Source organism: Fluviibacter sp. (assembly GCF_057744235.1).
Genome location: NZ_JBIJFP010000027.1, coordinates 1 through 12,838, shown reverse-complemented (window position 1 = coordinate 12,838; position 12,838 = coordinate 1). Strand labels below are relative to the sequence as shown.

The 12,838-nt window shown below is 55.4% G+C and carries 15 protein-coding genes and 1 other RNA gene; 15 read left to right on the top strand and 1 reads right to left on the bottom strand.

The window, feature by feature from the left end; translation table 11 throughout:
• Positions 1-237: 237 nt before the first annotated feature.
• The 10 genes from ffs (at position 238) to AC3GOJ_RS09655 (ending at position 7,201) form a co-directional block, all read left to right on the top strand.
• Positions 238-335, top strand: an RNA gene (ffs, locus tag AC3GOJ_RS09700) — signal recognition particle sRNA small type.
• 22 nt (positions 336-357) lie between these two features.
• Positions 358-1,989 carry a DNA polymerase III subunit gamma/tau gene (gene dnaX / locus AC3GOJ_RS09695; protein ID WP_488237265.1) on the top strand — a complete coding sequence of 544 codons (1,632 nt, stop codon included), beginning with the start codon at positions 358-360 and terminating at the stop codon, positions 1,987-1,989.
• 38 nt (positions 1,990-2,027) lie between these two features.
• Positions 2,028-2,354 (top strand): YbaB/EbfC family nucleoid-associated protein, encoded by a 327-nt coding sequence (locus AC3GOJ_RS09690; RefSeq protein WP_488237267.1) that lies wholly within the window; start codon positions 2,028-2,030, stop codon positions 2,352-2,354.
• Positions 2,355-2,357: 3 nt separating this feature from the next.
• Complete coding sequence (gene recR, locus AC3GOJ_RS09685) at positions 2,358-2,954, top strand: recombination mediator RecR (RefSeq protein WP_488237264.1); 597 nt, start codon at positions 2,358-2,360, stop codon at positions 2,952-2,954.
• Between the two features lie 66 nt (positions 2,955-3,020).
• Positions 3,021-3,614, top strand: coding sequence for a ubiquinol-cytochrome c reductase iron-sulfur subunit (gene petA / locus AC3GOJ_RS09680; protein ID WP_488237263.1), 594 nt, complete (start codon positions 3,021-3,023; stop codon positions 3,612-3,614).
• A gap of 2 nt (positions 3,615-3,616) precedes the next feature.
• On the top strand, positions 3,617-4,918 hold the full coding sequence (locus AC3GOJ_RS09675; RefSeq protein ID WP_488237262.1) for a cytochrome b: 1,302 nt from the start codon (positions 3,617-3,619) through the stop codon (positions 4,916-4,918).
• A 14-nt stretch (positions 4,919-4,932) separates the two neighbouring features.
• On the top strand, positions 4,933-5,673 hold the full coding sequence (locus AC3GOJ_RS09670) for a cytochrome c1 (protein WP_488237261.1): 741 nt from the start codon (positions 4,933-4,935) through the stop codon (positions 5,671-5,673).
• 76 nt (positions 5,674-5,749) lie between these two features.
• Complete coding sequence (locus AC3GOJ_RS09665; protein WP_488237260.1) at positions 5,750-6,346, top strand: glutathione S-transferase N-terminal domain-containing protein; 597 nt, start codon at positions 5,750-5,752, stop codon at positions 6,344-6,346.
• A gap of 9 nt (positions 6,347-6,355) precedes the next feature.
• On the top strand, positions 6,356-6,811 hold the full coding sequence (locus AC3GOJ_RS09660; protein ID WP_488237259.1) for a ClpXP protease specificity-enhancing factor: 456 nt from the start codon (positions 6,356-6,358) through the stop codon (positions 6,809-6,811).
• 12 nt (positions 6,812-6,823) lie between these two features.
• Positions 6,824-7,201 (top strand): sirohydrochlorin chelatase, encoded by a 378-nt coding sequence (locus tag AC3GOJ_RS09655; RefSeq protein WP_488237258.1) that lies wholly within the window; start codon positions 6,824-6,826, stop codon positions 7,199-7,201.
• A 3-nt stretch (positions 7,202-7,204) separates the two neighbouring features.
• Here the strand turns inward: AC3GOJ_RS09655 and AC3GOJ_RS09650 are convergent, their stop codons facing one another.
• Complete coding sequence (locus AC3GOJ_RS09650) at positions 7,205-8,179, bottom strand: TerC family protein (protein ID WP_488237257.1); 975 nt, start codon at positions 8,177-8,179, stop codon at positions 7,205-7,207.
• Positions 8,180-8,279: 100 nt separating this feature from the next.
• Here AC3GOJ_RS09650 and AC3GOJ_RS09645 point away from each other — a divergent pair, with 100 nt between their 5' ends.
• From AC3GOJ_RS09645 to AC3GOJ_RS09625, 5 genes are all read left to right on the top strand, one after another.
• Positions 8,280-8,930, top strand: coding sequence for an MBL fold metallo-hydrolase (locus tag AC3GOJ_RS09645; protein ID WP_488237256.1), 651 nt, complete (start codon positions 8,280-8,282; stop codon positions 8,928-8,930).
• A 74-nt stretch (positions 8,931-9,004) separates the two neighbouring features.
• Entirely contained in the window at positions 9,005-9,970 is a 966-nt protein-coding gene (locus AC3GOJ_RS09640; RefSeq protein WP_488237255.1) for an acetyl-CoA carboxylase carboxyltransferase subunit alpha, read from the top strand.
• A 22-nt stretch (positions 9,971-9,992) separates the two neighbouring features.
• Complete coding sequence (tilS, locus tag AC3GOJ_RS09635) at positions 9,993-11,303, top strand: tRNA lysidine(34) synthetase TilS (RefSeq protein WP_488237254.1); 1,311 nt, start codon at positions 9,993-9,995, stop codon at positions 11,301-11,303.
• A 231-nt stretch (positions 11,304-11,534) separates the two neighbouring features.
• Positions 11,535-12,551, top strand: coding sequence for a TRAP transporter substrate-binding protein (locus AC3GOJ_RS09630; RefSeq protein ID WP_488237253.1), 1,017 nt, complete (start codon positions 11,535-11,537; stop codon positions 12,549-12,551).
• Between the two features lie 60 nt (positions 12,552-12,611).
• Positions 12,612-12,838: TRAP transporter small permease (locus tag AC3GOJ_RS09625; RefSeq protein WP_488237266.1), on the top strand; the 227-nt coding region annotated here is incomplete at its 3' end.

The window sequence follows — 12,838 nt, the reverse complement described above, 5'->3', positions numbered from 1 at the left end:
GAACAGGACCGTGAAACGAGTGAGCGCCAATGATAGTGAGCACTTCGCTCGCGAAAGTAGGTCACCGCCAGGCACCCCATTCTAAAAACCCCATCCCTCCACTTTAGAGGGATGGGGTTTTTACTTTTGAAGTTCTCAATGACGACGTGTGTTCTTTTGAGAATTCATTCGATCGGAATCATGAATTTTTTATAGGGTGCTTCCGAATCGCCCATTGGGGCTGGTAGAATTTCGCGTGGCGGGTCTCCTCGCATTGTTCGGTCGTTGACCGGGTCAGGTCCGGAAGGAAGCAGCCCAGGCGACTCACGCAAGTGCCGGGGGTTAGGCTCGCCACCTCCCTCTTTCTAAGAATCCACCATGAGCTACCAGGTCCTCGCGCGCAAGTGGCGCCCGAAATCGTTTGAGTCCTTGGTTGGCCAGGATTCTGTAGTCCGTGCGTTAACCCACGCACTCGACGCCAATCGCTTGCACCATGCCTACCTGCTGACAGGTACGCGTGGCGTTGGTAAAACAACGATTGCACGGATTCTCGCTAAAGCCCTGAACTGCGAACAGGGCGTCTCATCAACCCCGTGTGGGGTTTGTTCCGCTTGCCAGCAAATCGATGCTGGCCGTTTTGTTGACTATATCGAAATGGATGCCGCATCGAATCGCGGTGTTGACGAGATGGTGCAGTTGCTCGAGCAGGCCACCTTTCTTCCGAGTGTCGGCCGTTATAAAGTCTACATGATTGACGAAGTCCATCAGCTGACGGCGCATGCATTTAATGCCATGCTCAAGACGCTGGAGGAGCCGCCTGCACATGTCAAATTTATTCTCGCGACGACAGATCCTCAGAAGATTCTGGTCACGGTGCTTTCTCGTTGTCTGCAGTTCAATCTGCGTCAATTGTCACCGCAGCTGCTAGCGTCACATTTGAGCCATGTGCTGACTGGTGAGGCCCTGCAGGCAGACCCCAAGGCGCTGGATCTGATCGCCCGAGCCGCAAGTGGTAGCGTTCGTGATGCTTTGTCCTTACTTGATCAGGCCATTGCCCATGGCGCGGGTAGCGTGGATCTCGTGCAGGTATCGCAGATGCTTGGTACGTCCAATATGTCAAGAATGTTGGATGTATTGACCGCATTGATTGCTGGTGATGTTGCCACACTCCGCACGATCTGCCAGCAAATGGCCGCAGCCTCTCAATCTTTCGAATCTGCCCTGGATGATCTTGCTCGGTTGGCTGTGGGCTTACAGCTTGTCCAGTTTGATGCCCCTGAAGGTGCGCAGGAGTTTTCTTCGTTGGCTATGGATGATGCCACGCGGCTCGGCCAGTTGGCCGCTCAGTGTTCGCCGCAATTTGTACAGCTAATCTATCAGATCAGCACTAAGGCACGTGCCGACTTGCGCCTGGCACCGGACCCCGCGCATGGTTTTATGATGGCCATGCTGAGGCTGTTGGCGGTGCATCCGGGCGTATCAAGTTCGAATAATGCCGGTGCGGTCAATTCCGGAGATGTGCGCCCGAGTTCCGCGTCCGTCTCTGCGGCTATTGACGCCGAGGCGTTAGTTACGGAATCGTCGGTCGTTGCGCCAGCGCCTGTTACGTCCGCGAAGGTGGTGCTGGATGCGGCCTCCTGGCCGACTGTGGTGGACAAGCTCGGGCTGAAGGGTATGGCCCGTGAATTGGCGCAACATAGCGCTTTTCAATCCTTTGGTGATGGTCTGCTCGTGTTGAATTTGCCGGCCACGCATCGTCAGCTGCTGATGCCGGCTTCTGAACAGCGCATGCAGCAAATGCTGGGTGAGGTGCTGGATAGTACGGTGCGCCTCCGGTTTGATGTGGTCGATCAGGTGGGTGTGACGGCGGCCGTGCTGAAAAAGGAAGCAGCAGAAGAGCGGCAGAATCATGCCGTGGCAGCGATCGAGAGCGACCCGCTGGTGCAGGAAATGATTGATATTTTTGATGCAAAGTTGATTGATGGATCGATTCGTCCCGTGGCGGGTTGATCCTCTTTAACCGAACAAGGAGTGTGAGTATGCGTGGTATGGGTGGCATGGCAGGGATTGGTGGTCTGATGAAGCAGGCCCAACAGATGCAGGATCGGATGAAGAAGGCTCAGGAAGAACTGGCCGATGTCGAGGTCGATGGTCAGGCCGGCTCTGGTCTGGTCAAAGTGACCATGACCTGTGCGCATGTGGTACGTCGCATTGCCATCGATCCGGCGGCCATGGATGATCGAGAAATGCTGGAAGATCTGTTGGCCGCCGCCGTGAACGATGCTGTTCGCCGTGTCGAAGAAACCTCGCAGGCTAAAATGTCCGGCTTTACGGCTGGCCTGAACCTGCCGCCTGGCTTCAAACTGCCTTTCTGATACGTGTCGGCAACCCTCGAAAGCCTCATCGAGGCGCTGCGCTGTCTGCCGGGCGTTGGGCCAAAATCGGCGCAACGCATGGCGTATCACCTCCTGCAGCATGACCGCGAGGGGGCTGCACGACTTGGGTTTGCCCTTGATTCGGCCATCAACCGAATACGGCATTGCGAGCGGTGTAACACCTACACGGAAACGCCAGTCTGCGAACGCTGCCAGTCAGACCGGCGTGATGCGTCCGTACTTTGTGTGGTTGAAACACCCGTCGATCTGAATATGATCGAACAAACCCAGTCCTATAACGGCTTGTATTACGTGCTGATGGGCCGTATTTCCCCATTGGACGGTCTTGGGCCGCGTAATTTGCGGTTGGACCAGCTGGTGGCCCGCGCTGGAGATGGCGTCGTGCAGGAAGTCATCCTGGCGACCAATTTCACCAACGAAGGCGAGGCAACAGCGCATTTTGTCAGCGAATTACTCAAAAAGCAGGGGCTCAAGGTTTCTCGGATCGCTCGAGGGGTGCCGGTCGGCGGGGAACTTGAGTTTGTTGACAGCGGTACACTGGCCCAAGCGTTAAGAGAGCGCCGACGGCTGGAATCCTGAACAGTCTTTGCGTATAATCTTAAAAATTAATTAAGTCTGAAGTCTGAACACTCTGGGGACATATCCATGAGCATTGAGCAGAAAGTAGATCCCAGCCGTCGCCGGTTACTCGTAACCACAGCGGCGATTGGGGGTGTGGGCGCGGTTGCCGCGCTGGTGCCTTTTGTCAGCAGCATGCTGCCATCTGCACGAGCTCGTGCAGCGGGTGCACCGGTCGAGGCCGATATCAGCAAGCTGGAACCCGGCCAGATGATGGTGGTGGAATGGCGAGGCAAGCCGGTATGGATCCTGAATCGCACACCCGAGATGCTCGGTACGTTACCTAAGCTGAACGACGCTGTTGCTGATCCGAATTCGGAAAAAGACCAACAGCCTGCGTATTGTAAGAACGAACATCGTTCGATCAAGGACAACATCTGGATTGCGATTGGTATCTGTACGCACCTAGGCTGTTCTCCATCGTCGAAGTTTGCCGAAGGCGCCTCGCAAGGTATGCCGGGCGATTGGCTGGGCGGTTTCCTCTGCCCGTGCCACGGTTCGACCTTTGACCTGGCTGGCCGTGTCTTTAAGGACAAACCGGCGCCGACCAACCTCGAAATTCCGCCGCACGCCTATCTGAGCGATACCCGCCTGGTCATCGGCGAAAGCAAAGGAGCCTGATGATGGCCAGCAACAAGCATTTCGAAAAGTACAAGTCCGACGGTAGTGTGGGCGGCAATGTTCTTGAGTGGATTGATGCCCGTTTTCCGCTGACATCGACCATCAAGGGTCACCTGACCGAGTACTACGCACCGAAGAATTTCAACTTCTGGTATTTCTTCGGATCGCTGGCCCTGCTCGTGCTGGTGATCCAGATCCTGACCGGGATTTTCCTGGTCATGAACTACAAGCCGGATGCCAACCTGAACGAAAGCGGTATTCCGATTGCCTTCGCCAGTGTGGAATACATCATGCGTGATGTTCCGGGTGGCTGGCTCATCCGCTACCTGCACTCGACAGGCGCATCGGCATTCTTTGTCGTTGTGTACCTACATATGTTCCGTGGTCTGCTCTACGGTTCGTACCGCAAGCCGCGCGAGCTGCTGTGGGTGTTCGGTACGCTGATTTTCCTGTGCCTGATGGCCGAAGCCTTCATGGGTTATCTGCTGCCGTGGGGCCAGATGTCGTACTGGGGTGCCCAGGTCATTATTAACCTGTTCGGTGCGATCCCCGTCATTGGCCCGGATCTGTCGACCCTGATCCGAGGTGACTTCGTTGTCGGTGATGCCACCCTGAACCGTTTCTTCTCGCTGCACGTGATCGCTGTACCGCTGATCCTGATCGGCCTGGTTGCTGCACACCTGGTAGCGCTGCACGAAGTGGGTTCAAATAACCCGGATGGTATCGAGATCAAGGAAAAACTTGATAGCAACGGTCATCCGCTCGACGGCATTCCGTTCCACCCTTACTACACAGTCAAGGACATCGTCGGTGTGGTTGTCTTCCTGTTCGTCTTCTGTATCGTGGTTTTCTTCGCACCAGAAGGCGGCGGTTACTTCCTGGAATACAACAACTTCTTCCAGGCGGATCCGCTGAAGACTCCCCCGCACATCGCGCCGGTCTGGTACTTTACGCCGTTCTACTCGGTGCTCCGTGCGATTGTTTGGCCGATCCTCGGCATTGATGCCAAGTTCTGGGGTGTGGTCGGCATGGGGGCCTCAGTCGTGATCATTGCCTTCCTGCCGTGGCTGGATCGTAGCCCGGTGAAGTCGATCCGCTACCGCGGCCCGATCTTCAAGACCGCGCTGACCCTGTTCCTGATTGCGTTCTTCATCCTCGGCTACCTCGGCACGCAAGCGCCTTCCTACTGGGGTGAAAAGGTATCTCAGGTGTGTACCGTCATTTACTTCGGCTTCTTCCTGGCAATGCCCTGGTATACGAAGATCGATAAATACACCATGCCGCCTGAGCGTGTGAAAGGCTAACGGGAAAAGCAATCATGAAAATCAAGAATCTTATTGCTGCAGTACTGATGGTTCCCGCGCTGGCTTTCGCCAGCGGCGATGCCGTTCATCTAGATAAGGCTCCGAACCTGCAGGGTGACAATGCTGCCCTGCAGAACGGTGCCAAGATGTTCGTCAATTACTGCCAGAGCTGTCATGGTGCTTCATTCATCCGCTACGAAAAGTTGCTGGACCTGGGGTTGAGTGAGCAGCAGATCAAAGATAACCTGATGTTCACCGGTGACAAAATCGGTGACACCATGAAGATCGCCATGCGTCCGAGCGAAGCCAAGAAGTGGTTTGGCGCCGCACCGCCGGATCTGACGCTGGAAGCGCGTGCCATGTCTTCAGCACACGGCACAGGATCGGACTGGATCTACACCTACCTGCGTAGCTTCTACAAGGATGACCTGCGTCCGACGGGTTGGAACAATGTGGTTTTCCCGAACGTCGGCATGCCGAACGTGCTGTGGGAACTGCAGGGCGTCCAGGTTCTGGAAGTCTCCAAGGATGACAAGGGCGTCGAGCACAAGAAACTGGTTCTGGCAGAACCGGGTAAGTTGACGCCGGAACAGTTCGACAAGCAGGTTGCCGATCTGACCGCGTTCATTACGTGGATGGGTGAGCCGGGTGCTGGCACACGCAAGTCTATCGGTTTTGGTGTTTTGATCTTCCTGGCGGTCCTGTTCGTTTCGGCCTATGCGCTCAAAAAGAACTACTGGAAAGACATTCACTAAGTAACAAACTGGCGTCCAAACGCCATAGGGTCGGGGTCGATTATCGATCCCGATCTTTTTTTAGAGGGCCTTGATCATGATGCATTTGTACTCGGGAACCGTTTGTCCCTTCAGCCACCGCTGCCGGATTGTGCTGTTCGAAAAGGGGATGGACTTCGAGATCCATGATATTGATCTGATGAACAAGCCGGAAGATCTGGCCGTCATGAATCCGCACAACCGCGTGCCGGTACTCGTAGAACGTGATCTGATTCTCTATGAACCGAACATCATCAACGAATACATCGACGAGCGCTTCCCGCACCCGCAGCTGATGCCGCCAGATCCGGTTCAGCGTGCCCAGGCCCGCCAACTACTGAATGGCATGGAACGCGAGATTTTTTCGTTCATCGAACCGATCGAGCGTAATCTCAAAACGGCGGATAAAGCCCGCAGCGAGATCCGTGATCGTCTGATTGAAATCGCCCCCATCTTTAACAAGCAGAAGCATCTGCTGGGTGATGATTTCTCTATGCTGGATGTCGCGATTGCCCCGTTGCTCTGGCGTCTGGATCACTACGAGATCACGTTACCCAAGACCGCGGCACCGCTGTTCAAATACGCCGAGCGTATTTTCAGCCGTCAGGGCTTCATCGACTCGATGACGCCGCAAGAAAAGATCATGCGCAAGTAAAATCTGATCGTGCTCTCCACTAAACCGTATCTTGTTCGTGCCTTGTGGAGCTGGTGTTGTGATGCCGGCTTTACGCCCTATTTGACATTGTTTGTGGATGAGCAATGCCAGGTACCTATGGATTTTGTACGGGAAGGCACGATTACGCTCAATCTGAGTCCGGCCGCAACAGGTCACCTGGATATCGGAAATGAGTGGGTCACCATGAATGCGCGTTTTGGTGGTGTGCCGCGTGAGTTGATTTTTCCGATCACTGCTGTCATTGGCATTTATGCACGGGAAAACGGCGCAGGCATGGAGTTCGAATATGAACCACCGGCCATGATTGAGACAGTTGAAGCCTCCGGGCTGACAGAGCAGCCGACACTAACCGCCGTTGAGACCTCTTCAGATAGCCCAGCGGCCAAACAGTCCACGACTTCGGCACAGAAACCCGGCCGTCCGCATCTGCAGCGTATTAAATAGGCTCCATGTGTGATGTCACGGACGGCACTCATTCTTTTTGCGCATGGTGCGCGGGATCCAGAATGGGCCAGGCCCGTTGAAGCGGTAGCGACCCTGCTGCGTCAGCAATTCACCGACCGAACGGTGCGTGTGGCATTCCTTGAATTTCTCACGCCAAACTTGACGGATCTGGTCTCTCAAATCATCAGCGAGTCCTCGACATCCATCAGCGTCGACATCCTGCCATTCTTCATTGCCCAGGGCGGCCATTTGCGCAAGGAGTTGCCGGAGATGCTCCGTGACCTTGCATTGCGCTATCCTGACACCAATATCCGCTTGCTGCCACCGTTAGGCGAACTGCCTGAAGTACAGTCGGCGATGGCCTCTGCCATCGCCTCGCTGGTTGAGTAAGGCTTAGTGCTGGCCCGGGTGTTTGGGCTTGATGTACAGACTGGCCACCATCGTCACCAGCAGGAAGGCCAGCACGATAGTCAGGGATGCGCCTACCGGGATGTGGTAGAAATCCACCATCAGCATCTTCGTGCCAATGAATACCAGAATGGCTGCCAGGCCGAATTTCAGCAGGTGGAAGCGCTCTGCCATGCCGGCCAGCATGAAATAGAGTGCGCGTAGACCGAGCACGGCAAAAATATTCGAACTCATCACGATGTAAGGATCCGTGGTGACGGCAAAAATGGCCGGAATCGAATCCACGGCAAACATCACATCGGTCACTCCGATTAAGGCCACCACCGCAAAGAGCGGCGTAAAGACTCTGGCGCCGTCCTTGATAAAGCTGAGAGCGCTACCGTGGTACTCGTGGGTGATGGTCAGATGCTTATTCATCCACCTCAGCAGACCGTTGTTTTGCAGGTCGGGCTCTGCCTCATCCGCGATGACCATCTTAACGCCCGTGTAGAGCAGGAAAATTCCAAACAGATACATGACCCAACTGAAATGGTGGATCAGCCAGGCACCAACCAGGATCAGCACAATACGCAGCACGATCGCAGCAATAATGCCGACCATGAGCGCTTTTTTCTGCTGTGGCAAAGGTACCTTGAACGTGTTGAAGAGCATCAGGAAAACAAACAGGTTATCTACCGACAGAGATTTCTCGATTAGATAGCCCGTCAGAAATTCGCCGGCTTTCACATTGGCCATGGCCCGACCATCCGAAAGGTCCAGAGCAAACCAGAGACCTGCACAGAACACCAGGGCCAGCGCAATCCATGCCAGAGACCAGCGTAATGCATCTTTAAAGCCCATGACCCGATTACCTTGCTGGCGTAAAGCCATGAAATCGCCGCCCAGCGCTGCAGTCACAAAAATAAATAGGGCAGCCCAGGCAAAAGGCGAATCAATGTCGGGTAGCGTGCTCAATGGCATGTGTCATCCTAAAGTCAGAGTAGGTGGCGCACCATAACGGTTACAGCATGGCAAAATGGTGGCAACAACGTATTTTGCCACGAACCCCGGATGATCGACGATGTCACAACTCGAGTTTGCTGTTTTGCCCGTTACGGCCTTCGCACAGAATTGCACACTGATCTGGTCTCCCGAGAACCACAAAGGCGCCGTGGTGGATCCCGGTGGCGATATCGAACGTATTGAGGCCGAGCTGGACCGCCGGGGCATCGTTCTGGAAAAGATTCTGATTACCCACGGCCATATCGATCATGCAGGAGCTGCTGCAGAACTCGCCAAACGTCGATCCGTGCCGATTGAAGGGCCGCAGGAAGAAGATGCGTTCTGGATTCAGGGCATGCCGCACCAATCAAAACAGTTTGGTTTTCCACATGCAGAGGCGTTTGAGCCGGATCGGTGGCTCCATGACGGCGATACCGTCACGGTCGGTGGTGAAACCCTCGATGTGATTCACTGCCCCGGTCATACCCCCGGCCACGTTTGCTTTCACCATGCGCCCTCTCGTCTGGCGATGGTTGGCGATGTTCTGTTCCAGCAGTCCATCGGACGGACGGATTTCCCCAAAGGGAATCACCAACAGCTCATTCGTTCGATTCGTGACAAGCTTTTCCCGCTCGGCGATGATGTACGCTTCATTCCGGGCCATGGCCCCATGTCGACTTTTGGGGATGAGCGGATGGACAACCCCTTTGTGGCAGATGGGCAGGGCTAACCGGTTCCACCTCCTCGGGTATGGCCGCCCTCTGCTAAAATAGCGATCAACTAAAGATTTAGGAATCACCGCCGATGAAAACTACCTTTCTCGACTTCGAGCAGCCTATTGCCGAACTGGAAGCCAAGATTGATGAGCTTCGTGTCATGCAGGAAGAGTCCGGCGTTGATATTTCGGAAGAGGTCGAGCGCCTTGCCGAAAAGGGACGTGTACTTTCCAACGAGATTTATGCCAAGCTGACGCCTTGGCAAAGCGCCCAGGTGGCTCGCCATCCGCAGCGCCCCTATACGCTCGACTATATCCAGAATGCTTTTACCGATTTTCATGAGCTGCATGGAGATCGGGCATTTGCCGACGACACTGCCATCGTGGGCGGTTTGGCCCGTTTCAACGGCGAACCCTGCGTGGTGATTGGCCACCAGAAGGGTCGTGACACCAAAGAGAAGATTTATCGAAATTTTGGGATGCCGCGGCCGGAGGGCTATCGTAAGGCCCTGCGCTTGATGAAGCTGGCAGAAAAGTTCGGCTTGCCCGTGTTCACTTTCGTTGACACACCGGGCGCATACCCCGGTATTGGTGCCGAAGAGCGGGGCCAGTCCGAAGCCATTGGCCGTAACCTGCTGGTCATGGCGGAACTCAAAACGCCGATCATCGTTACGGTGATTGGTGAAGGCGGTTCGGGAGGTGCGCTGGCAATTGCCGTGGGTGATGAAGTGCTCATGCTGCAACATTCGACCTATTCGGTGATTTCGCCGGAGGGTTGTGCCACGATTCTGTGGAAGAGTGCAGAAAAAGCCTCGGAAGCTGCAGAAATCATGGGGATTACCGCCGGCCGTTTGAAATCCCTGGGGCTCATTGATCAAGTCGTTGAAGAGACCCCGGGTGGTGCCCACCGTGATGTGGTCGGCATGGCCAAGAATCTGAAGCAAGCCCTGGAAAGCGCCTTGGCAAGGGTCAACGGTCTGGATCATGATGCCCTCGTGCGTCGTCGTATTGATCGCCTGATGGCTTACGGGGCATACGACACCGTCGCTGCCTGACGGAGCGAAGGCCGGTGACGCGGTGACAGCCGGCGCTGACCTCATTCTATTATCGTTGCGCCGTGCATTAACCGGTGTCAGCGCCGATGGCAGCTCGCGGGTTGTTGTCGCCTTATCCGGTGGCATGGACTCGGTGGTGCTGCTACATGCCCTAGCCCAGTTGCGCCAGGCGTGCGCTTTCGAGTTGTCCGCGATCCATGTCCACCATGGACTCTCGCCTAATGCCGACCAGTGGGCGTCATTCTGTCAGTCGATTTGTACGCCTCTGAGTGTTCATTGTCACGTGGTGCGCGTGACGCTCGCGGATACGACAGGTCAGGGCGTCGAACGCACAGCCCGCGATGCCCGTTATGCCGCATTCCAGGCGGTTGACGGAGACATCCTCTGTCTGGCTCATCATCAGAACGACCGGGCGGAAACCCTGCTGCTCAATCTGTTTCGAGGTGCTGGTGTGCAGGGCTTGGCCGGCGCACCGGATCAGCGTCATTTAGGGCGCAAGCATCTGTTACGACCGTTCATTGACATCCCGAGAGCCGATCTCCTAGTCTGGGCCAATGCCCATCGGCTGCAATGGATCGAAGATGAGAGCAACCGGGATCTCCGCTTTCGTAGAAACTACATCCGTCATCGAGTGCTGCCGGCTGTTTGCGAACAGTTTCCCGGTATCGTCCGGGTGCTGGCACGCACGGCCGCGTTGATGCAGGAGCAGTCTGGGTTGCTGGATCGTCTGGCTGAGCAGGATGCGTTGTCGTGTCGCAATGAAGCCGGGCATTTGTCGGTCCGGCAATTACAGCGCTTGCCGCCTGCTGCGGTAAAAAATGTGTTGCGGGTGAAGCTGGCCCAGGCCGCCTTGCAGATTCCGGCCGCCGTGCGCTTAGAAACCCTGGTCAATCAGTTGATGGTTGCCCGGCCGGAAAGTGAAACCTTTGTGCGCATGGGCGAGGTAGGCCTCCATATCTGGCGTGACCGGATCTGGTTGGATCCCGCGATGAATGCGAAGCTACCCGCCGCGCAGCTGCTGCAGTCCGGCCAACAGGCCTGGCCGGATGGTGTTTTAGTCTGCGATGCGACGTGTGCGCCTTCCAGCGTGCGCGTCGCCGCCATAGGACAGGGTCACCGTTTTCATCCCCGGGCGCGTTGTCGTGGGGCATTGGGCGAGCTTCTGCGTGAGCGCGGTGTACCACCCTGGGTGCGCCCTCGCTTACCCGGTCTGTGGTTAGACGCATCACTGATCTGGGTGGCTGGTCTTGGTTGGGCAGAGGGGGGGGATGTTATGGATGGTCTGGCTGAGAACGATGTGATGTGGCAAGTAGCGCAACCGATCTGTCTTTAAGTCGTTCATTTCCGGAAAATCAGAAAAGAATGGGCGCGATTCCGAATGATCGGATGGCGGCACGGGCGCCGCATAACGCCCTTTGCTATAAAACATAATAAAAACATAGGGTTGTGTTTTTTAAAGTGGTGTTTTGAAGTTGGCATGGCTGTTGCTAAATAAGGAGCAATGACAGCACTGAGACCGCTGCATTGATCATAAAAGCGCATCACCAACCAAAGGAGCATCGGAATGAAAAAGATGAAACTGCTGGCAGTCTCCCTGCTGGCTGCCTGTTCGACTTGGGCGATGGCTCAGCAGCCGATCGTCATCAAGTTCAGCCATGTAGTCGCCAACGATACCCCCAAGGGGATGGCGGCGGAGTACTTCAAGAAGAAGGCTGAGGAATACACGAAGGGTAAGGTGAAGGTGGAGGTCTACTCCAATAGCACGCTCTACAAGGACAAGGAAGAAATGGAAGCCCTGCAGCTGGGTGCTGTGCAGATGCTGGCTCCGTCACTGGCCAAGTTCGGACCGCTGGGTGTCAAGGAATTCGAAATGTTCGATTTGCCGTACATTTTCGACAACTATGATCAGCTGCACAAAATCACTGAAGGTCCGATTGGAAGATCGATTCTGGCCAAGCTGGAGCCCAAGGGTATTCGCGGTCTGGCCTACTGGGACAATGGTTTCAAGTCCTTCTCGGCGAACACGCCGATCAAACAGCCGTCTGATCTGAAGGGCAAGAAGATGCGTATCCAGTCTTCCAAGGTTCTGGAAGCCCAGATGCGTGCATTAGGTTCGTTGCCGCAAGTCCTACCGTTCTCCGAAGTCTATCAAGCGCTGCAAACGGGCGTTGTGGACGGTACAGAAAACCCGATCTCCAACCTCTACACCCAGAAGATGTATGAAGTTCAGAAACACCTGGCAATGACCGAACATGGATATCTGGGTTATGCCGTGATCGTCAACAAGAAGTTCTGGGACGGTCTGGCTCCGGATGTGCGTGAGCAGCTTGAAAAGGCAATGAACGATTCGACCGCCTTTGCTAACCGCATTGCCAAGCATCAGAACGACCAGGATCTGGAAAAGGTCAAGAAGTCGGGCAAAACAGCGGTTTACAACCTGACGCCGGCCGAGCGTGAAGCCTTCAAGAAAGCACTGCTGCCGGTGCATAAGGAAATGGCACCGCGTATCGGGCCAGAACTGCTGCAGCAGGTCTACGCAGACCTGGCCGCCCCGAGCAAGGCTGCTGCCAAGAAGAAGTAAGGGACTCACCCTTGTAGACCACAACCGCCCTGGCTTTACAGGGCGGTTGCTCCGGAGATTATTATGAAATTTCTTGACCGGCTTGAAGAGTGGTTGATCACCCTACTGATTGGTGGTGCAACCCTCATTATTTTTGCGGCAGTGGTCCACCGTTATCTGACCGGGCTGGACATTCCCGGTCTGCAGGACTGGCTGCTGTCATTCAGTATGGCGTGGGCGCAGGAGCTCTGCATCATTATGTTTGTGTGGATGGCCAAGTTCGGCGCTGCTTATGGGGTGCGTACCGG

Coding starts and splice junctions, on each gene's coding strand:
- AC3GOJ_RS09690 (WP_488237267.1), top strand. CDS start 2,028: ATGGGTGGCATGGCAGGGATTGGTGGTCTGATGAAGCAGGCCCAACAG.
- AC3GOJ_RS09675 (WP_488237262.1), top strand. CDS start 3,617: ATGGCCAGCAACAAGCATTTCGAAAAGTACAAGTCCGACGGTAGTGTG.
- AC3GOJ_RS09640 (WP_488237255.1), top strand. CDS start 9,005: ATGAAAACTACCTTTCTCGACTTCGAGCAGCCTATTGCCGAACTGGAA.
- AC3GOJ_RS09630 (WP_488237253.1), top strand. CDS start 11,535: ATGAAAAAGATGAAACTGCTGGCAGTCTCCCTGCTGGCTGCCTGTTCG.
- dnaX (WP_488237265.1), top strand. CDS start 358: ATGAGCTACCAGGTCCTCGCGCGCAAGTGGCGCCCGAAATCGTTTGAG.
- AC3GOJ_RS09650 (WP_488237257.1), bottom strand. CDS start 8,179: ATGCCATTGAGCACGCTACCCGACATTGATTCGCCTTTTGCCTGGGCT.
- AC3GOJ_RS09670 (WP_488237261.1), top strand. CDS start 4,933: ATGAAAATCAAGAATCTTATTGCTGCAGTACTGATGGTTCCCGCGCTG.
- petA (WP_488237263.1), top strand. CDS start 3,021: ATGAGCATTGAGCAGAAAGTAGATCCCAGCCGTCGCCGGTTACTCGTA.
- AC3GOJ_RS09655 (WP_488237258.1), top strand. CDS start 6,824: ATGTCACGGACGGCACTCATTCTTTTTGCGCATGGTGCGCGGGATCCA.
- AC3GOJ_RS09665 (WP_488237260.1), top strand. CDS start 5,750: ATGATGCATTTGTACTCGGGAACCGTTTGTCCCTTCAGCCACCGCTGC.
- AC3GOJ_RS09645 (WP_488237256.1), top strand. CDS start 8,280: ATGTCACAACTCGAGTTTGCTGTTTTGCCCGTTACGGCCTTCGCACAG.